The 17,282-nt window shown below is 72.2% G+C and carries 18 protein-coding genes and 1 tRNA gene; 15 read left to right on the forward strand and 4 right to left on the reverse strand.

All coding sequences use genetic code 11. From position 1 onward, the window contains the following. Positions 1–10 precede the first annotated feature (10 nt). The 4 genes from VFL99_RS07225 to cimA all read left to right on the forward strand — a co-directional run bounded on the left by VFL99_RS07225 (position 11) and on the right by cimA (position 4,314). Complete coding sequence (locus tag VFL99_RS07225) at positions 11–1,060, forward strand: 3-isopropylmalate dehydrogenase (protein ID WP_325105703.1); 1,050 nt, start codon at positions 11–13, stop codon at positions 1,058–1,060. 55 nt (positions 1,061–1,115) lie between these two features. Further along, positions 1,116–2,204, forward strand: coding sequence for a branched-chain amino acid aminotransferase (locus VFL99_RS07230; protein ID WP_325105660.1), 1,089 nt, complete (start codon positions 1,116–1,118; stop codon positions 2,202–2,204). Positions 2,205–2,326: 122 nt separating this feature from the next. Next, positions 2,327–2,470 (forward strand): hypothetical protein, encoded by a 144-nt coding sequence (locus VFL99_RS07235; RefSeq protein WP_325105661.1) that lies wholly within the window; start codon positions 2,327–2,329, stop codon positions 2,468–2,470. A gap of 254 nt (positions 2,471–2,724) precedes the next feature. Continuing rightward, positions 2,725–4,314, forward strand: coding sequence for a citramalate synthase (gene cimA / locus VFL99_RS07240; RefSeq protein WP_325105662.1), 1,590 nt, complete (start codon positions 2,725–2,727; stop codon positions 4,312–4,314). 1 nt (position 4,315) lies between these two features. Here cimA and VFL99_RS07245 read toward each other — a convergent pair whose 3' ends face one another. Further along, complete coding sequence (locus VFL99_RS07245; RefSeq protein ID WP_325105663.1) at positions 4,316–5,185, reverse strand: 3-methyladenine DNA glycosylase; 870 nt, start codon at positions 5,183–5,185, stop codon at positions 4,316–4,318. Positions 5,186–5,308: 123 nt separating this feature from the next. Between VFL99_RS07245 and VFL99_RS07250 the strand changes: the two genes are divergently transcribed. The 8 genes from VFL99_RS07250 (at position 5,309) to VFL99_RS07285 (ending at position 13,046) form a co-directional block, all read left to right on the forward strand. Beyond that, the gene (locus VFL99_RS07250) at positions 5,309–6,229 is read left to right on the forward strand and encodes an SGNH/GDSL hydrolase family protein (protein WP_325105664.1); all 921 of its coding nucleotides are present in this window, start codon (positions 5,309–5,311) and stop codon (positions 6,227–6,229) included. Between the two features lie 49 nt (positions 6,230–6,278). After that, a complete protein-coding gene (locus VFL99_RS07255) occupies positions 6,279–7,055 on the forward strand; it encodes a fumarylacetoacetate hydrolase family protein (RefSeq protein WP_325105665.1) in 777 nt (258 codons plus the stop codon). A 192-nt stretch (positions 7,056–7,247) separates the two neighbouring features. Then, entirely contained in the window at positions 7,248–8,240 is a 993-nt protein-coding gene (locus VFL99_RS07260; protein ID WP_325105666.1) for a type IV toxin-antitoxin system AbiEi family antitoxin domain-containing protein, read from the forward strand. 191 nt (positions 8,241–8,431) lie between these two features. Beyond that, positions 8,432–9,238 carry a glutamate racemase gene (murI, locus tag VFL99_RS07265; protein ID WP_325105667.1) on the forward strand — a complete coding sequence of 269 codons (807 nt, stop codon included), beginning with the start codon at positions 8,432–8,434 and terminating at the stop codon, positions 9,236–9,238. After that, positions 9,235–10,008: an MBL fold metallo-hydrolase gene (locus tag VFL99_RS07270; RefSeq protein ID WP_325105668.1), complete on the forward strand. Its 774-nt coding sequence runs from the start codon at positions 9,235–9,237 to the stop codon at positions 10,006–10,008. Before murI ends, VFL99_RS07270 begins: the two co-directional genes overlap by 4 nt. A gap of 25 nt (positions 10,009–10,033) precedes the next feature. After that, the gene (gene rph / locus VFL99_RS07275) at positions 10,034–10,807 is read left to right on the forward strand and encodes a ribonuclease PH (protein WP_325105669.1); all 774 of its coding nucleotides are present in this window, start codon (positions 10,034–10,036) and stop codon (positions 10,805–10,807) included. Beyond that, positions 10,804–11,427 carry an RdgB/HAM1 family non-canonical purine NTP pyrophosphatase gene (rdgB, locus tag VFL99_RS07280; RefSeq protein WP_325105670.1) on the forward strand — a complete coding sequence of 208 codons (624 nt, stop codon included), beginning with the start codon at positions 10,804–10,806 and terminating at the stop codon, positions 11,425–11,427. The genes rph and rdgB overlap by 4 nt, the downstream gene beginning before the upstream one ends. A gap of 62 nt (positions 11,428–11,489) precedes the next feature. Continuing rightward, entirely contained in the window at positions 11,490–13,046 is a 1,557-nt protein-coding gene (locus tag VFL99_RS07285) for a molybdopterin-dependent oxidoreductase (RefSeq protein ID WP_325105671.1), read from the forward strand. 16 nt (positions 13,047–13,062) lie between these two features. Here VFL99_RS07285 and VFL99_RS07290 read toward each other — a convergent pair. Further along, positions 13,063–13,144: transfer RNA gene (locus VFL99_RS07290), tRNA-Leu, on the reverse strand. A 164-nt stretch (positions 13,145–13,308) separates the two neighbouring features. After that, on the reverse strand, positions 13,309–13,776 hold the full coding sequence (bcp, locus tag VFL99_RS07295) for a thioredoxin-dependent thiol peroxidase (RefSeq protein WP_325105672.1): 468 nt from the start codon (positions 13,774–13,776) through the stop codon (positions 13,309–13,311). A gap of 39 nt (positions 13,777–13,815) precedes the next feature. Between bcp and VFL99_RS07300 the strand changes: the two genes are divergently transcribed. The 3 genes from VFL99_RS07300 to VFL99_RS07310 all read left to right on the forward strand — a co-directional run bounded on the left by VFL99_RS07300 (position 13,816) and on the right by VFL99_RS07310 (position 15,935). Continuing rightward, the gene (locus VFL99_RS07300) at positions 13,816–14,148 is read left to right on the forward strand and encodes a DUF3618 domain-containing protein (protein WP_325105673.1); all 333 of its coding nucleotides are present in this window, start codon (positions 13,816–13,818) and stop codon (positions 14,146–14,148) included. Positions 14,149–14,185: 37 nt separating this feature from the next. Continuing rightward, positions 14,186–14,482: a GroES family chaperonin gene (locus tag VFL99_RS07305; protein WP_325105674.1), complete on the forward strand. Its 297-nt coding sequence runs from the start codon at positions 14,186–14,188 to the stop codon at positions 14,480–14,482. Positions 14,483–14,549: 67 nt separating this feature from the next. Beyond that, entirely contained in the window at positions 14,550–15,935 is a 1,386-nt protein-coding gene (locus VFL99_RS07310; RefSeq protein WP_325105675.1) for a cytochrome P450, read from the forward strand. A 157-nt stretch (positions 15,936–16,092) separates the two neighbouring features. Here the strand turns inward: VFL99_RS07310 and VFL99_RS07315 are convergent, their stop codons facing one another. Continuing rightward, a complete protein-coding gene (locus tag VFL99_RS07315) occupies positions 16,093–17,280 on the reverse strand; it encodes a glycine C-acetyltransferase (protein WP_325105676.1) in 1,188 nt (395 codons plus the stop codon). Positions 17,281–17,282 lie beyond the last annotated feature (2 nt).

Raw genomic sequence — 17,282 nt, forward strand, 5'->3', positions numbered from 1 at the left:
CCGTGACACGATCGACCTCGCCGTCATCGGCGGCGACGGCATCGGCCCGGAGGTCGTCGCCGAGGGCCTGAAGGTGCTCTCCGCCGTCACCAACGGCGGCCCGAAGGTCACGACCACCGAGTACGACCTCGGCGCCCGCCGCTGGCACGCCACCGGCGAGACGCTGCCCGACTCGGTGCTCGAGCAGCTGCGCGGCCACGACGCGATCCTGCTCGGTGCGGTCGGCGACCCCGGCGTGCCGAGCGGCGTGCTCGAGCGTGGCCTGCTGCTGCGCCTGCGCTTCGCCTTCGACCACTACGTCAACCTCCGCCCGGGCCGGCTCTACCCGGGCGTGGCGAGCCCGCTGGACGTCGCGCGCGTCGCCCCCGACGGCATCGACTTCGTCGTCGTGCGCGAGGGCACCGAGGGTCCGTATGCCGGCAACGGCGGTGTGCTGCGCCACGGCACCCCCGCGGAGATCGCCACGGAGGTCAGCGTCAACACCCGCTACGGGGTGGAGCGCGTGGTCCGCGACGCGTTCGCCCGGGCTCAGGCCCGGCCGCGCAAGCACCTCACCCTGGTGCACAAGCACAACGTCCTCAGCCACGCCGGCCACCTGTGGCGTCGCACGGTCGAAGAGGTCGGCGCCGAGTACCCGGAGGTCACCACCGCCTACCAGCACGTCGACGCGGCGACGATCTTCCTGACCACCGACCCTGGCCGGTTCGACGTCATCGTCACCGACAACCTCTTCGGCGACATCCTCACCGACCTGGCCGCGGCCGTCACCGGCGGCATCGGCCTCGCGGCCAGCGGCAACATCAACCCGGACCGGACGGCCCCGAGCATGTTCGAGCCGGTCCACGGCTCAGCGCCGGACATCGCCGGCCAGGGGCTCGCCGACCCGACGGCCACGATCCTGTCGGTGGCGCTGCTGCTGGACCACCTGGGCCGAAGGGATGAGGCGCGACGCGTCGAGGACGCCGTCGCCGCCGACCTGGCGGAGCGGGCGAGCACCGAGGGTGCCGCCCGGCGCAGCACCGGCGAGATCGGCGACGCGATCGCCGCCCGCGTCTCCTGAGCCGGCGGGCCCGGCGATAGCCTGCGGGCACACACCGACCGCGTCTGGAGGAGCCATGTCCTTGTCGTTCTCGCCGCAGCGGCGCAGTGACCCCGTCCCGGCGGAGGAGCGTGCGGCGATCCTCGCCGACCCGGGCTTCGGCAAGCACTTCACCGACCACATGGCCCAGGCGACGTGGACCCAGGGGGAGGGGTGGCACGACGCCCGCGTGACGGCATACGGACCGATCACGCTCATGCCCTCCGCGGCCGTCCTGCACTACGCCCAGGAGATCTTCGAGGGGATGAAGGCCTACCGGCACGCCGACGGGTCGATCTGGACGTTCCGGCCGGAGGCCAACGCGGCGCGGTTCCAGCGCAGCGCCCGGCGGCTCGCGCTGCCCGAGCTGCCGGCGGAGGACTTCGTGAACTCGCTCAAGGCTCTGGTCGACGTCGACCAGGAGTGGGTGCCGAGCGGTGAGGCGGGGGAGGCGAGCCTCTACCTGCGGCCGTTCATGTTCGCCTCGGAGGCCTTCCTCGGCGTGCGCCCGGCGGCAGAGGTCACCTACTGCGTGATCGCCTCGCCGGCCGGCCCGTACTTCAAGGGCGGCGTCAACCCGGTCTCGATCTGGCTGTCGAGCAACTACACCCGCGCGGCCCAGGGCGGCACGGGGGCGGCCAAGTGCGGCGGCAACTACGCTGCCTCGCTCGCCGCGCAGATCGAGGCGGCCGAGCACGGCTGCGAGCAGGTGGCCTTCCTCGACGGCGCCGAGCACACCTGGGTCGAGGAGCTCGGCGGGATGAACCTCTACTTCGTCCACCGCGACGGGCGGATCGTCACTCCGGAGCTGTCCGGCAGCATCCTCGAGGGCGTCACCCGCGACTCGATCCTCTCGATCGCCAAGGACCTCGGCCTGTCCGCGGAGGAGCGGCGCATCTCCATCGACGACTGGCGCGAGGGCGCGCGCAGCGGCGAGATCACCGAGGTCTTCGCGTGCGGCACCGCCGCCGTGGTCACCCCGGTTGGCCGGCTCGCCTGGGACGGCGGCGAGGTGACCACCGGCGCCGACGGCAACCCGACCGCGCTGAAGATCCGCCAGGCGCTGCTCGACATCCAGTACGGCCGCGCCGAGGACACCCACGGCTGGCTCACCCGCCTCGCCTGACGATCGTCGCGCCGGAACCGTCTCGCCGGACGATCGTCGCGCCGGAACCGTCTCGCCCCACGATCGTCGCGCCGGATCATTGTGCCCTTCTGGCTGCTCTGGCAGCCAGAAGGGCACGTTGATTGCGGACAACGATTCATGACGGCCGGTATGCCGGGCACGCCGGGGCGGCCCACCGCCGCGACGCCGCCCACGCCCGCCCGCCCACGCCCGCCGGCGTCGTCTTGGATGGCAAGACGGTGGTGCCGGATGGCGGGATGGCCTGACATAGTTGCGCCCGTGACCATCCCCGGGACGTGCGTGGCGACCGCCACCATCATTCTCGAGTAGCGCGACGGGTTCTCCCGCCGCGCAGACCTCCCACACCCTGGGGGGTCTTTTTCGTTCCCGGGGCACCACCCCCGCACCGGGATCGCGCGAGGCGGGACGGGAATCGGCTCCGGACCGGTCACACCGCACAATGGAACAGCACTGCCGGCGGGGGACCGCCGCACCAGCTCGAGCTCGAGGATGGGCCGCGATGACCGACGTTCACGTCTACGACACCACGCTGCGCGACGGTGCCCAGCAGGAGGGGCTCAACCTCTCCGTGGCGGACAAGCTCGCCATCGCGGCCCACCTCGACGAGCTCGGCGTCGGCTACATCGAGGGCGGTTGGCCCGGGGCGAACCCGAAGGACACCGAGTTCTTCGCCCAGGCCCGCACCGGACTGCACCTGCAGCACGCGCAGCTCGTCGCTTTCGGCTCGACCCGACGGGCCGGCGTGGTCGCCGCCGACGACCCGCAGGTGCGGGCGCTGCTCGAGGCGCAGACGCCCGTCGTGACGCTGGTCGCCAAGTCGCACGTGCGACACGTGGAGCAGGCCCTGCGGACCACCCTCGAGGAGAACCTCGCGATGGTCCGCGACACGGTGGCCTTCCTGACCCGGGAGGGCCGGCGGGTCTTCCTCGACGCGGAGCACTTCTTCGACGGCTACGCGACGGACCCGGCATACGCCCTGGAGGTGGTGCGCACGGCCGCCGAGGCGGGCGCCGACGTCGTGGCGCTCTGCGACACCAACGGCGGCATGCTGCCGCCGCAGGTCGCCGACGTGGTGCAGGCGACGTTGGCCGGCACGCAGGCCCGACTGGGCATCCACTGCCACAACGACACCGGCTGTGCCGTGGCGAACTCGCTCAGCGCGGTCGCGGCGGGCGCGAGCCACGTGCAGGGGACCGTCAACGGCTACGGCGAGCGCACCGGCAACGCGGACCTGCTCACCGTGGTGAGCAACCTGCAGCTCAAGCTCGGGCACGACCTGCTCGAGCCGGGCCGGCTGCGCGAGGCCACTCGCGTGGCCCACTCGATCAGCGAGATCACCAACGTGCCGGCCTACAGCCGCCAGCCGTATGTCGGTGCGAGCGCCTTCGCGCACAAGGCCGGGCTGCACGCCAGCGCCATCCGCGTCGACCCCGACCTCTACCAGCACACCGACCCCGACGCCATCGGCAACGGGATGCGCACCCTCGTCTCCGACATGGCCGGCCGCGCGAGCATCGAGCTGAAGGCCCGCGAACTCGGCTACGACGTCGCGGGGCAGAACGACCTGCTCACCCGGGTCGTCACCAAGGTCAAGGACCTCGAGCTGCAGGGCTACACCTTCGACGCTGCCGACGCGTCCTTCGAGCTGCTGCTGCGCGGCGAGCTCGAGGGGCACCGGGTCAGCTACTTCGACGTCGAGTCGTGGCGTGTCATCACCGACGCCCGCGGCGACGGGGCGGCGCTGTCCGAGGCGACGGTCAAGCTCATCGCCGGCGGCGAGCGGCACGTCGCGACCGGCGAGGGTAACGGCCCGGTCAACGCCCTCGACCACGCGCTGCGCCAGGCGCTGTCCCGGGTCTACCCGGAGCTGGACAAGCTGGAGCTGATCGACTTCCGGGTGCGCCTCTTCGACGCCGCACACGGCACCGATGCCACCACCCGCGTCCTCATCGAGCACGCCGACGACGAGCGGTCCTGGGAGACCCTCGGCGTCGCCGGCAACATCCTCGAGGCGAGCTGGCGGGCGCTCACCGACGGCGTCACCTACGGCCTGCTGCGCCAGGGGGTGCCGGTCCGCACCGGCGACTGAGTCACCTCAGCAGCTGGTCGCAGGCCGCCAGCAAACGCCCTCGCAACGCCTGCGCCCGCTCGCTGAACGCCCGCTGCGCCGCGACGTACTCCGCCTTGCCCTCCGCCGTCTCGATCGGCACCGGCGCATAGCCCAGCTCGGACAGGTCGTACGGCGAGGCGCGCATGTCCAGCTCCCGGACCTCCCGGGCCAGCTCGAAGCAGTCGACCGTCAGCTCGCTCGGCACCGCGGGCGCCAGCTTGTAGGCCCACTTGTAGACGTCCATCCCGGCATGTAGGCATCCCGGCTGCTCGAACGCGACCTGCGAATCACGCTGGGGCTCCAGCGCGTTCAGCGGTCGTGCCGCCTCGGTGAAGAATCGGAACGCGTCGTGGTGGGAGCAGCGGATCCGGTGCCGTTCCACCACCGCGTCGGTGCCCGCATGCCCCAGCCGCAGCGGCCAGCTCGCGTGTCGGACCTCCTCCGGCGGCTGACGGTAGACCATCGCCCACTCGTGCAGCCCGAAGCAGCTCAGGTGCGCCGGTCGCTCCAGCGTCGCCGACAGCAGGTCGCGCACGAAGCGGACCGTCTCTGCCCGGTCGCGCAGGAACCCCTCGACGTCGACGTATGCCGTGTGCTCGGCATACCGGTAGTGCCGCCACCCTGCCCGCTCACCCGCGCCCTCCCCGCGTAGGGCGACCCCAGCACCCGGGTGCCAGCGGCGCAGCTGGCCCGGGCGGTGGCTGTAATAGGTGAACAGGAAGTCCTCGACCGGGTGGGCGCGCCCATCGCGGCGGCGGCGCAGGTACGGGGCGGTGAGCCGGTCGACGCGGGCCTGGTGGGCGCGCTCGCGCTCGCGCCACACGTCCTCGTCCAGGGCCTCACCGCTCACGTGGCCCAAGGGTAGGCGGCCGGGTGCGGCGGCCGGTACTCGACGGATGGCCGCCCGGCGCGCCCGGTGGGACGCTGGACCCGTCTGCCCGGGATCGCCCGGACATCGGCTCTGGAGGTCGTCATGTCCCTGCTCCGCCGCGGCGCCGCTCGGGTGGCCGCCCTCATCCTGTCCCTGTGTGCCGCGCTTGCGCTCGCCTTCGCCGGAGCCGCGCCCGCCTCGGCCGATCCGCCCCACGGCCACGGCGACCACCACGCCATGGGCTGGTACCTCGCGCTCGGTGACTCACTCGCCGCCGGCTACCAGCCGGGACTGGGCGAGGCGCGCCACGGCGGCTACACCGGCAAGGTCCTGCGGGACCTGCGGCGGGAGTCGGGCAAGACGACACTGCGCAACCTCTCGTGCTCGGGGGAGAGCACCGTGACCATGGCGCAGGGCGGAATCTGCAGTTACCACAAAGGAACCCAACTGGCCCAGGCCGTGCAGTTCCTGCACGCCCACGCCGGGCACACCCGTCTCGTCACCGTCACGATCGGTGCCAACGACGTGCAGCGGTGCGTGCGTGGCGCCATCGACGTCGCCTGCGTGGAGCAGGGCATGGCCGACATCCGGCAGGACCTGCCGGTCATCCTCGGGCAGCTGCGCGCCGCGGCGCCGCGCACGGAGATCGTGGTGACGAACTATGACAACCCGTTCCTCGCGGCCTGGCTGCTCGGCCCGGACGGGCAGGCACTGGCCCGCATGTCCGACGGCCTCCTCCTCCAGCTCAACGGGATCATCGCGGCGAGTGCCGCCGGGGTGCACGCGGGGGTCGCGGACGTGGCGACGGCGTTCTCCAGCCGGGACTTCACCGACCAGGTCACGCTGCCCGGCATCGGCGAGGTCCCGCTCAACGTCGCCCGGATCTGCCAGTGGACGTGGATGTGCACGCTGCAGGACATCCACACCAACGACCTCGGCTATGCGGTGATCGGCCACACCGTCATCGCGGTGCTCGAGGAGCGCGGCCTGGCGGCCGACCCGCGCCTGGCGCTCGTCGGGTAGCGCCGCATCGCCGGCGAGCTCCCGGGTGCCCGCCGGATAGGGTCGAGGCGTGCGCATCGCGAGGTACACGACTGGTGAGGACCCGACATACGGCTTGGTCGACGGGGCCGGGGAGAAGATCGCGCGGATCAGCGGCGACCCGCTCTACCAGCCGATCTCGCTGACCGGCGAGACCTCCATGGTGGAGGAGGTACGGCTGCTCGCGCCGGTCATCCCACGCAGCAAGGTGATCGGGATCGGCCGGAACTACGCCGAGCACGCCCGCGAGATGGGCGGTGAGACCCCGGCCGAGCCGCTCATGTTCCTCATCCCCAACACCGCCGTCGTCGGCCCCGGCGACCCGGTCGTGATGCCGCCGCAGAGCACCAACGTGCACTACGAGGGCGAGCTCGCCGTGGTCATCGGGCGGATGTGCAAGGACGTCGCGCCGGAGGACGTGGCGCGGGTCGTCTTCGGCTACACCTGTGCCAACGACGTGACCGCCCGCGACCTGCAGCGCTCCGACGGGCAGTGGGCACGGGCCAAGGGCTTCGACACCTTCTGTCCGCTCGGGCCGTGGATCGAGACCGAGCTCGACACCTCGAGCGTGCGGCTGCGCACCCGTCGCGACGAGGAGGTCGTCCAGGACGGCACCACCGGCGACATGATCCACGACGTCGCCCACCTGGTCTCCTACGCCTCGCAGGCGTTCACCCTGCTGCCCGGTGACGTCATCCTCACCGGCACGCCCGAGGGCGTCGGGCCGGTCGAGGCCGGCCAGCGCGTCGAGGTGCAGATTGAGGGGATCGGCACCCTGTCGAACCCGTTCGTCCGTCACGACGACTGACCGGGGCGAGGCGGTCAGTCGTTCCGGGGCGAGGCGGTCAGGCGTTCCAGGGCGAGGCGGTCAGGCGTTCCGGGACAAGGTGGAACATCCGTGTCGTCATGACGACACGAGGTTTCCAGCTCGTCGGCAGGCGTCGTCCACAGATTCGCCCCGAGCGGGCACGGGCGGCCCCCGAGGCGGGACGCTGTCGGGGTGTCGGACGAGGCTGGGGCAGAGCTCCGCGAGATCGCGCGACGGCAGCTGGGCGTCGTCACCCGTGCCCAGTGCCTGACCAGCGGTATGACGCTCGCCCAGACCCGCTGGAAGCTCCGGTCCGGGCGGTGGCGGAGCATCCACCCCGGGATCTACCTGACCCACAGCGGCACGGTCGGCTGGAAGCTGCGCGCCGCTGCCGCGGTGCTGGCCTGTGGACCCGGTGCCGTGTTGGCCGGTCGGGCGGCAGCGCGTTGGCACACGCTGGTGGACGACGACCCGGCGACGATCGACGTGCAGGTGCCGGCTCGGCGCCGCGTTCGTCCACCGGCACGCGTCCGGGTCCGTCGGGTTACGCAGCTCGAGGCCCGCACGGCGAGGCTGGCTTCTTGGCCACCGCGGACGTCGGTCGAGGACACCGTCCTCGACGTGGCCGAGGCGAGCTCGCCGCGCGAGGCGGAGGCGTTGGTGGCCCGTGCCTGCCAACGCGGTCTCACGACGATCGAACGGCTCGGCGCGGCTCTGGGGCGCCGTGGCCGCCACCGGTGGCGGGACCTGTTCCGCGTGGCGCTCGAGGATGTCGCCGACGGGGCCGAGAGCATCGCCGAGATCCGCTACATCCGTGGGGTGGAGCGGGCCCACGGTCTGCCCCGGGCGATCCGGCAGCTGCGCGTGGTGCGGGGCGGTCGTCGGCAGCGGGACGACAACCTGTACGAGGCCGAGGAGGTGCTGGTCGAGGTGGACGGCCGAGTCGGGCACGTCGGTGACGGGCGGCTCCGGGACCGTCGTCGGGACCGACGGGCGGCGGCGTCCGGCCTGCTGACCCTGCGTGTCGGCTGGGTCGAGGTCTCCGCGGAGGAGTGTGAGACGGCTCGCGACATCGCCGAGGTCCTGATGAGCCGAGGATGGTCCGGCCCACTCGAGTCGTGCGGTGCCGATTGCCGGGCGTTCGAGCCGGACGACGAACAGGGTGGAACATCCGTGGCGTCATGACGACACGAAGCGTCCACCTTGTGGTGACGGCCGCCTCGTGGTGACGGCCAGCTTGTGGTGACGGCCGGCCTCAGCGTGCCGGCCGGCTTGTGGTGACGGCCGGCCTCAGCGCGCCGGCCAGCCGCGGTGTGACCAAGGTGACGGCCCGGCGAGGCTGGGAGCCGGCTGTGTCCGGCATACCCTTCTGTGCCGTGGCAGACGCACCGATCGGCATCTTCGACTCCGGCTTCGGCGGGCTCACCGTCGCCCGGGCCGTGCTCGACCAGCTGCCGCAGGAGTCGGTCCTCTACCTGGGGGACACGGCCCGCCAGCCGTACGGACCGCGCCCGATCGCCCAGGTGCGGGCCTTCGCCCTGGAGTCCCTCGACCAGCTCGTCGACCGCGGGGTCAAGCTGCTCGTCATCGCCTGCAACTCCGCCTCCGCCGCGGTGCTGCACGACGCACGGGAGCGCTACGACGTGCCGGTCGTGGAGGTGATCCGACCGGCGGTGCGTCGGGCGGTCTCGGCGACCCGCAACAACCGAGTCGGCGTGATCTCCACCCAGGCCACGCACCGCAGCCACGCCTACATCGACGCGTTCGCCGCGGCCCCGCAGATCGAGGTCACGAGTCGGGCCTGCCCCCGGTTCGTGGAGTTCGTCGAGGCCGGGGTGACCGGCGGCACGGAGCTGCTCGACGTCGCGCGGGAGTACCTCGCGCCGCTGCAGGCCCACGACGTCGACACCCTGATCCTCGGCTGCACGCACTACCCACTGCTGACCGGCGTGCTGTCCTACGTGATGGGCGAGGACGTCTCGCTGGTCTCGTCGGCGGAGGAGACGGCCAAGGACGTCTACCGGATCCTCGCCGACGCCGACCAGCTGCGCCCCGACGGCCTGCCCCGCCCCCAGCACGAGTTCCTCACCACCGGGGAGCCGGCGGCGTTCGAGCGGCTCGCGCGGCGCTTCCTCGGCGCCGAGATCGTGGCGGCGGCAGCGGCGGCGGAAGCAGCCTCGTGAGGCTCACCGTCATCGGGTGCGCGGGCTCGTTCCCGGGGCCCGACTCCCCGGCGTCCTGCTACCTCGCCCAGGCCGACCACGAGGGGCGCACGTTCAGCCTGCTACTGGACCTCGGCAACGGCGCGCTCGGCGCGCTCCAACGCCACCTGTCGCCCTGGGAGGTCGACGCGGTCGCGTTCAGCCACCTGCACCCGGACCACTGCGTCGACCTGTGCGGGCTCTACGTCATGCGGCGCTACCGGCCCGGGCACGCCGACGGGTCGCAGCACCGCATCCCGGTCTGGGGCCCGACCGGCGCGCGGGAGCGCATGGCGGCGATCAACGGCGCCGAGGGGCCCGAGGACATGGGCGAGGAGTTCACCTTCCGCACCCACACCGACGCGACGCCCGTCCGCATCGGCCCCTTCACGGTCACGCCGCATCGCGTGAACCACCCGGTCGAGGCCTACGGCCTGCGCGTCGAGGCCGACGGCGCCACGCTCGCCTACACCGGGGACACCGACAGCTGCCCCGCGCTCACCCCGCTGATGGCCGGCGCCGACCTCGTCCTGTCGGACTCCGCCTTCGTCGACGGCCGCGACCACACCGAGGGGATCCACCTGTCCGGTCGCCGGGCCGCCGAGGCGGCGGTGGCGGCCGGGGGAGTGCGGCGGCTCGTCCTCACGCACATCCCCGCCTGGAACGACCCGGAGGTATGCCGGGCACAGGCCGCCGCGGTCTGGCCCGGTGACGTCGGGCTCGCCCGCCCGGGGACGGCATACGAGCTCTGAGCGGGGCGACCGTAGCCTTGGGGGCATGACCCAGACCACGGCCGACACCACCGCCACGACACGCCACGACGGGCGTGCACCGGATCAGCTGCGCACGGTGCGGATCACCCGCAACTGGCTCGACCACGCCGAGGGGAGCGTGCTCGTCGAGTTCGGCCGGACCCGGGTGCTGTGCGCGGCGTCGTTCACCGAAGGCGTGCCTCGCTGGCGCAAGGGCAGCGGCGAGGGCTGGGTGACGGCGGAGTACGCGATGCTGCCGCGTGCCACCAACACCCGCTCCGACCGGGAGTCCGTCAAGGGCCGCATCGGTGGCCGCACGCACGAGATCTCCCGACTCGTCGGCCGCAGCCTGCGGGCTGTCGTCGACACGAAGGCGTTGGGGGAGAACACGATCGTGCTCGACTGCGACGTGCTCCAGGCTGACGGCGGCACCCGCACCGCCGCCATCACGGGCGCCTGGGTCGCCCTGCACGACGCGATCGAGACGGGGCGGCGCAACGGCTCGATCGGTGCGAACGCCCGGCCGCTCAAGGGGTCCGTGGCGGCGGTCAGCGTCGGGGTCGTCGAGGGCCGTCCCGTGCTCGACCTCGACTACCACGAGGACGTCTCGGCCGACACCGACATGAACGTCGTGCTCACCGGTGACGGGGCGTTCGTCGAGGTCCAGGGGACCGCGGAGGGCGAGCCGTTCGACCGCGATCTGCTCAACGGGCTCCTCGACCTCGCCGTGACCGGCTGCGCCGACCTGACCCGGCGGCAGCAGGAGGCCCTCGCCCAGCCCGCGGAGCAGCCCGCGTGAGCCGCGTCGCCCGTGTCGTTCTGGCGACCCGCAACGCGCACAAGGTCGAGGAGCTGAACGCGATCCTGTCCGAGGTCGTCGGCGAGCTGCACCTGGAAGTGGTCGGGGTGACCGAGTTCCCCGAGGTGGAGGACGTGGTCGAGTCCGGGGTCACCTTCGCCGAGAACGCCACCCTGAAGGCCGTGCAGGTCTGCCAGGCCACCGGTATGCCGTCCCTCGCCGACGACTCCGGCCTCGCCGTGGACGTGCTGGGCGGCTGTCCCGGCGTGTTCAGCGCGCGGTGGTCCGGCGTGCAGGGGCCGGACAAGGACCGGGCCAACAACCAGCTGCTGCTCTCCCAGCTCGGCGACGTGCCGGATGCGCACCGTGCCGCCGCGTTCGTGTGCGCCGCGGTGCTCGCGATGCCCGACGGGACCGTTCGCGTGCAGGAGGGACGCGTCTCGGGCCGCCTCGGCCGGGCACCGCGCGGCTCGGGTGGTTTCGGCTACGACCCCCTGCTCATCGTCGACGGCGGCGAGCGCACCCTCGCCGAGTTCTCACCGGCGGAGAAGAACGCGATCTCCCACCGCGGCAAGGCCTTCCGCGCGTTGGCAGCAGACCTGCGCGAGCTGCTGGCCTGACCGCGCTGGACGGCCTCGCACAGCGGCGTCGGGACCACAGCGTTCCGTGAGAACCTGACCGGGTGAAGCGCTCCTGGCCCGTGGCGGCGCTGAGCGGCGTGGCGACGGGTGCGGTGATTCTCGGAGCCGCGGCGGTCCTGGCCGGGCTGCTCGAACGCGCCGGGCTGGCGGGTGGGGAGCCGTTCCCCGCCGTGGCCGTCGGGAGCGCGTTCGTCGACCACACGCCGGCGGCGTTGCGCGAATGGGCGATCGCGACGTTCGACGGACAGGACAAGACGGCCCTCTTCGTCGGGATGGGCGTCGTGCTCGTGTGCGTGTGCGCCCTGCTCGGTGTGCTGGCCGCGCGCCGGCGCCAGGCCGCGCTCCTGGGGTTCGCCGTCCTGGGGGCGCTCGGCGCCGCTGCGGTGCTGACGCGGCCCCGCGCCGTCGCCCTGGACGTGGGTCCGACCGTGGTGGGGACCCTGGTCGGGCTCTTCGTGCTGGGAGCCCTGCTCGGCCCCCAAGCGCCGAGGGTCGGCGCCGCGCGGGCGGCGGCGCCGGCACGCCACGAACAGCTGGCACGTCGCCCCGTCCTGGGGTGGGGCGTCGGCCTGGTGCTGCTCGGGCTCATCGGCACGTGGGCCGGCCGCGGTCTCGCTTCAGGCAGCCAGCAGGTGCGACGCGCCCGTGAGCGACTGCAGCTTCCCGCCGTCCGACACCGGGTCCGGGTCCCTGCCGCGGCGCAGGTGCACGTCCCCGGCGAGACCCCGTTCATCATGCCCGCGGCACGGTTCTACCGGGTCGACACGGCGCTGGTCGTGCCCGAGGTCGACCCGGCGACCTGGCAGCTCCACGTCCACGGCCTGGTGGAGCGCGAGGTCACCCTCACCTGGCAGGAGTTGCTCGCCCGCCCGATGCAGGAGGCGATGGTCACCCTGACCTGCGTCTCGAACGAGGTCGGCGGTGACCTCGCCGGCAACGCCGTGTGGACCGGGTGGCCGGTGCGCGACCTGCTCGCGATGGCGCGACCTCACCCCGACGCCGACATGGTGTTGTCACGCAGCGTCGACGGGTTCACCGCGGGGACCCCGCTCAGCGCACTCACCGACGGACGCAACGCCCTCGTCGCGATCGGCATGAACGGCAAGCCGTTGCCGTTCGCCCACGGCTTCCCGGCCAGGCTCGTCGTGCCCGGCCTCTACGGCTACGTCTCCGCGACCAAGTGGGTCACCGACCTCAAGGTGACCACCTTCGCGCGGGACGAGGCCTACTGGACGACGCGCGGCTGGTCGGTCCGCGGGCCGGTCAAGACGGCATCCCGGATCGACGTCCCGCAGGCCGGTACCGCCCTGAAGGCGGGGCCCGTAGCGGTCGCCGGCGTCGCGTGGGCGCAGCACCGGGGGATCGACAAGGTGGAGGTGCGCGTCGACGACGGGCCGTGGCGGCGGGCCCGGCTCGCCGCCGAGCCCACGATCGACGCGTGGCGCGAGTGGGTGCTGCGCTGGGACGCCCCCCGCGGCCACCACACCCTGACCGTGCGGGCCACCGACGGGGAGGGTCACCTGCAGACGAAGCTGTCCGCGCCGCCGGTGCCCGACGGCGCCAGCGGATGGCACACCATCAGCGTGCGGGTTGACTGACGCACGGTCAGTGTCGTGCGGAAGAAGGGACTCGAACCCTCACGCCCGAAGGCACAGGAACCTAAATCCTGCGTGTCTACCAGTTCCACCACTCCCGCGCGGCGCCGACTCTACGTCACCGCCGTCGCCAGCGGCGACGTCGCAGGAGCCGCGAGACGGGACAGCGGCGACGTCGCAGGAGCCGCGAGACGGGACAGCGGCGACGTCGCAGGAGCCGCGAGACGGGACAGCGGCGACGTCGCAGGAGCCGCGAGACGGCTCGTCAGGCCGCGGCGAGGGCCTTCTTCAGCGATGCGACGTGGCCGGTGGCCTTCACGTTGTACTTCGCCAGCAGCACCGTCTGGTCGGTGTCGACCACGATCGTGGAGCGGATGACGCCCGTCGTCTTCTTGCCGTAGAGGTTCTTCTCGCCGTACGCGCCGTAGGCGTCGAGCACCGCCTTGTCGGTGTCCGACAGCAACGGGTAGGTGAGGGACTCCTTCTCCTCGAACTGCTTGAGCTTCTCCGGCGCGTCCGGGCTGATGCCGACCACTGCGTAGCCCTCGGACTGCAGTGACGCGAGCGAGTCGCGGAAGTCGCATGCCTCCGTCGTGCAGCCCGGAGTCATTGCGGCCGGGTAGAAGAAGATGATCAACCGCCGTCCGGCGTAGTCGGACAGCGAGACGGTGCGGCCGTCCTGGTCCGTCAACGTGAACGCCGGTGCCGGTTGTCCTGCTTCCAGTCTGGGCATGTGTTTCCTCCGTCGTTGTCCTGGGCGATGCCTGTCGCCGTGTCCACCACGGCGCTGTGCGTTATCGTCGCAGGCGAGCCAGACGAAAGGGAGGCCACCATGGCGAACAGCGGACAGAGCAGGTCCGTCACGCAGATCGAGGCGGATCTGCGCGCGTCACGCGCCCGCCTTGCGAACACGATCGACCAGCTCGCCTTCCGGGCCCAGCCGAAGGAAATCGTCCGCCGGGAGAAGGCATCCGCCCGACAGAAGTTCATGGAGGCCACCCACACGCCCAGCGGGGAGCTCCGGGTCGAGCGCATCGCGGCCGTCCTCGCCGCCGTGTCGGCCGTCTTCATCGCGGCGGGCCTCCTGCGACGCCACAGTGGCTGACCGGGGTCGACCGACGGCGGATCGCCTGCCGATCCGCATGCTGCACGACCGCATCCTCGTGTCCCTGGAGGGGGAGCCGGGTGAGCGGCGCTCGGGGGGAGGGATCGTCATACCGGCCACGGCGAGCGTGGGCAAGCGACTGTCCTGGGGCGAGGTGGTGGCCACGGGCCCCAACGTCCGCCAGGTGCAGATGGGCGACCGCGTGCTGTTCGACCCCGCCGACCGCGCGGAGGTCGAGTTGCACAGCAAGGACTACGTCCTGCTGCGCGAACGCGACCTCCATGCCGTTGCAGCGCCCCGCGTCGAGGACGGACAGACTGGTCTGTACCTCTGACCCGCCTGAGATTGCGGCCGCGTGCGGGTCGACGGCGCGGCGGAGGAGGGTAGCGAGCGTGCGGACGGTGCGACCCACGACACTGGGCTTGCCGGGCCCGGGAGCGCTCGACATGGCGCTGCGACTGCAGTCCATCCGAGCCGACCCCCTGAGCTTCCTGCAGGAGGTGCAACAGCGGTATGGCGACCACGTCGCCTTCCCTGCCCCCGGACCTCCCGTCCTGCTGCTGAACGCGCCGGAGGACATCCGCCGGGTGCTGCAGGAGCACAGCCGGTCCTGGACGAAGCACACCGTGCAGTACCAGACCCTCGCACGGGTGACCGGCCCCGGTCTGCTCGCCAGTGCGCAGTCCGACTGGCTGAGCCGGCGGCGCATCGCGGGGCCGGCGTTCCACCACGAGCGGGTCGACGCCATGGCGGCGACCATGCGCGAGGCGGCGGGCGACCTGCTCCCGACGTGGGGCCGGCCGATCAGCGGTGTGGCCGGGGAACGGACGATCGAGGTCGACGTCGAGGCGATGGCCACGGACGTCACCCTGCGGGTCGTCGGTCGCGCGTTGTTCGGCTACGACCTGAGCAGCGTGGGGGAGCGCCTCACCCGGGCCACGGCCGCCGCGGCGGAGCTCATCGTCGCGCTGGCGCGGGCGGTCATTCCCGTGCCAGCCGCCGTGCCCACTCCGCTGAACCGGCGACTACGGGCCGCGACGCAGGAGCTCGACCAGGTGTGCCGGCAGTTGATCGCCGACCGTCGCCGTGCCGGAGGCGATGAGCCGGACCTGCTCGGTCAGCTCCTCGCGGCGGGCCTGACCGACCGGGCGGTCCGTGACGAGCTGGTCACCATGGTCGTCGCCGGGCACGAGACCGTGGCGACGGCACTGATGTGGACCCTGCTGCTGCTGGCCCGCCATCCCGAGGCCCAGCAACGGCTGCGGAGGGAGCTGGCGGCCCTGCGGCCCGCCCACGGCTCGGCAACGGGCGGTCTCCCGGCCGCGGCGCTGCTCCGCGCCCTGCCCTGGACGCGGGCCGTCATCGACGAGTCGCTGCGGCTCTACCCGCCGGCCTGGGTGATGTCGCGGCGGGCCCGCAGCGCGGACCTGGTGGCGGGGCGGCACGTCCCTCCCGGGACACTCGCCATCGTGAGCCCGTGGCTCGTGCACCGCACCAGCCCGTCCTGGGAGGCGCCCGAGGCCTTCCGCCCGGAGCGGTTCCTCGGGACGGGGACCAGCGCCCGGGCCGACTACCTGCCGTTCGGGCTCGGCCCACGCCTCTGCATCGGTCGCGACATGGCGCTGCTCGAACTCGTGGTCCTGCTCACCGAGCTGCTGCGCGAGCACACGGTGAGCATGCGTCCCGGCAGCGGGCTGCCGGGACGGGACGCCTTCATCACCGTCCGGCCGCACGGCGGGCTGCGGCTCCGCTTCACCTCGGCGGCGCCGGGCGAAGCGGCGACGTGATGGGGGCCGCCAGCCGGCTCGACAAACTGACAGGCCATTTTCAGGTTGTTTCCAGACAGGCGCCCTAACGTCATTCCCAACATCCCGACCGGGGCGTCTGGCCAGGGTGAGGGCGCCCCGGTCCGGGATGTGACAACAGGGGGATCCGCGGAGTGGTCTATCCGACCCTCTCCCGAGCAGAGACGAAGGCGCGCACGCAGCGCTCCACGTCCTCCACGCTGTGCGCCGCGGACAGCTGCACCCGGATGCGGGCCTTGCCGGTCGGCACGACCGGGTAGGAGAACGCGATCACGTAGATGCCCTCGCTGAGCATCTCGTCGGCGATCTGCGTGGCCTTCCGGGCCCCGTCCTCACCCGGGAACATCACCGGGGTGATGGGGTGGCTGCCCGGCAGGACGTCGAAGCCCTCCTCGCCCATGCGCCGCCGGAACAACTCGGTGTTGCGACGCAGCGCCTCGCGTTGTTCGTCGGACCGGCTGGCGAGTTCCAGGGCGGCCAATGACCCCGCCGCGACACCGGGCGCGACGGCGTTGGAGAACAGGTAGGGGCGCGACCGCTGGCGCAGCAGGTCGACGATCTCCCGGTGGGCGCTGATGTAGCCACCGGAGGCACCGCCGAGCGCCTTGCCGAGCGTCCCGGTGAGGATGTCGACCCGGTCCATCACCCCGAACAGCTCGTGGGTGCCGCGACCGTGCTCCCCGATGAAGCCGACGGCGTGGGAGTCGTCGACCATGACGAGCGCGTCGTACTGCTCGGCCAGGTCGCAGATCCGGTCGAGGGGAGCGTAGGAGCCGTCCATGGAGAAGACGCCGTCGGTCACCACCACTCGCCGGCGCGCGTCCTGCGCGGCGATCAGTTGCTGCTCCAGGTCCGCCATGTCGGCGTTGCGGTAGCGCAGCCGTCGCGCCTTGCACAGCCGGATGCCGTCGATGAGGGAGGCGTGGTTCAGCTCGTCGGAGATGACGGCGTCCTGTTCGCCGAACAGCACCTCGAAGGTGCCGCCGTTGGCGTCGAAGCAGGACGAGTAAAGGATGGTCTCCTCGGTGCCGAGGAACTCCGAGATCTTGCGCTCCAGCTCCTTGTGCAGTGTCTGGGTGCCGCAGATGAACCGGACGGACGCCATGCCGAAACCCCACTGCTGCAACGCTTTTGTCGCAGCATCGATGATGGTGGGGTCATCGGCCAGCCCGAGGTAGTTGTTGGCGCAGAAGTTGATCGCGTTCGCCTTCAGCGTCGTCACGTGCGCCGACTGGGGCGACGTGAGTTCGCGCTCCTCCTTGTAGAGCCCCGCGTCACGGATCTCCTGAAGCGTCGCCGCCAGCTCGTTCTTCACTGCTCCGTACATCG

It is taken from the genome of Segeticoccus sp., from assembly GCF_035708005.1.

Excerpts from the sequence above, each read along its gene's own strand:
- VFL99_RS07230 (WP_325105660.1), top strand. The coding sequence starts at position 1,116 with ATGTCCTTGTCGTTCTCGCCGCAGCGGCGCAGTGACCCCGTCCCGGCG.
- cimA (WP_325105662.1), top strand. The coding sequence starts at position 2,725 with ATGACCGACGTTCACGTCTACGACACCACGCTGCGCGACGGTGCCCAG.
- VFL99_RS07250 (WP_325105664.1), top strand. The coding sequence starts at position 5,309 with ATGTCCCTGCTCCGCCGCGGCGCCGCTCGGGTGGCCGCCCTCATCCTG.
- rph (WP_325105669.1), top strand. The coding sequence starts at position 10,034 with ATGACCCAGACCACGGCCGACACCACCGCCACGACACGCCACGACGGG.
- bcp (WP_325105672.1), bottom strand. The coding sequence starts at position 13,776 with ATGCCCAGACTGGAAGCAGGACAACCGGCACCGGCGTTCACGTTGACG.
- VFL99_RS07305 (WP_325105674.1), top strand. The coding sequence starts at position 14,186 with ATGCTGCACGACCGCATCCTCGTGTCCCTGGAGGGGGAGCCGGGTGAG.
- VFL99_RS07315 (WP_325105676.1), bottom strand. The coding sequence starts at position 17,280 with ATGTACGGAGCAGTGAAGAACGAGCTGGCGGCGACGCTTCAGGAGATC.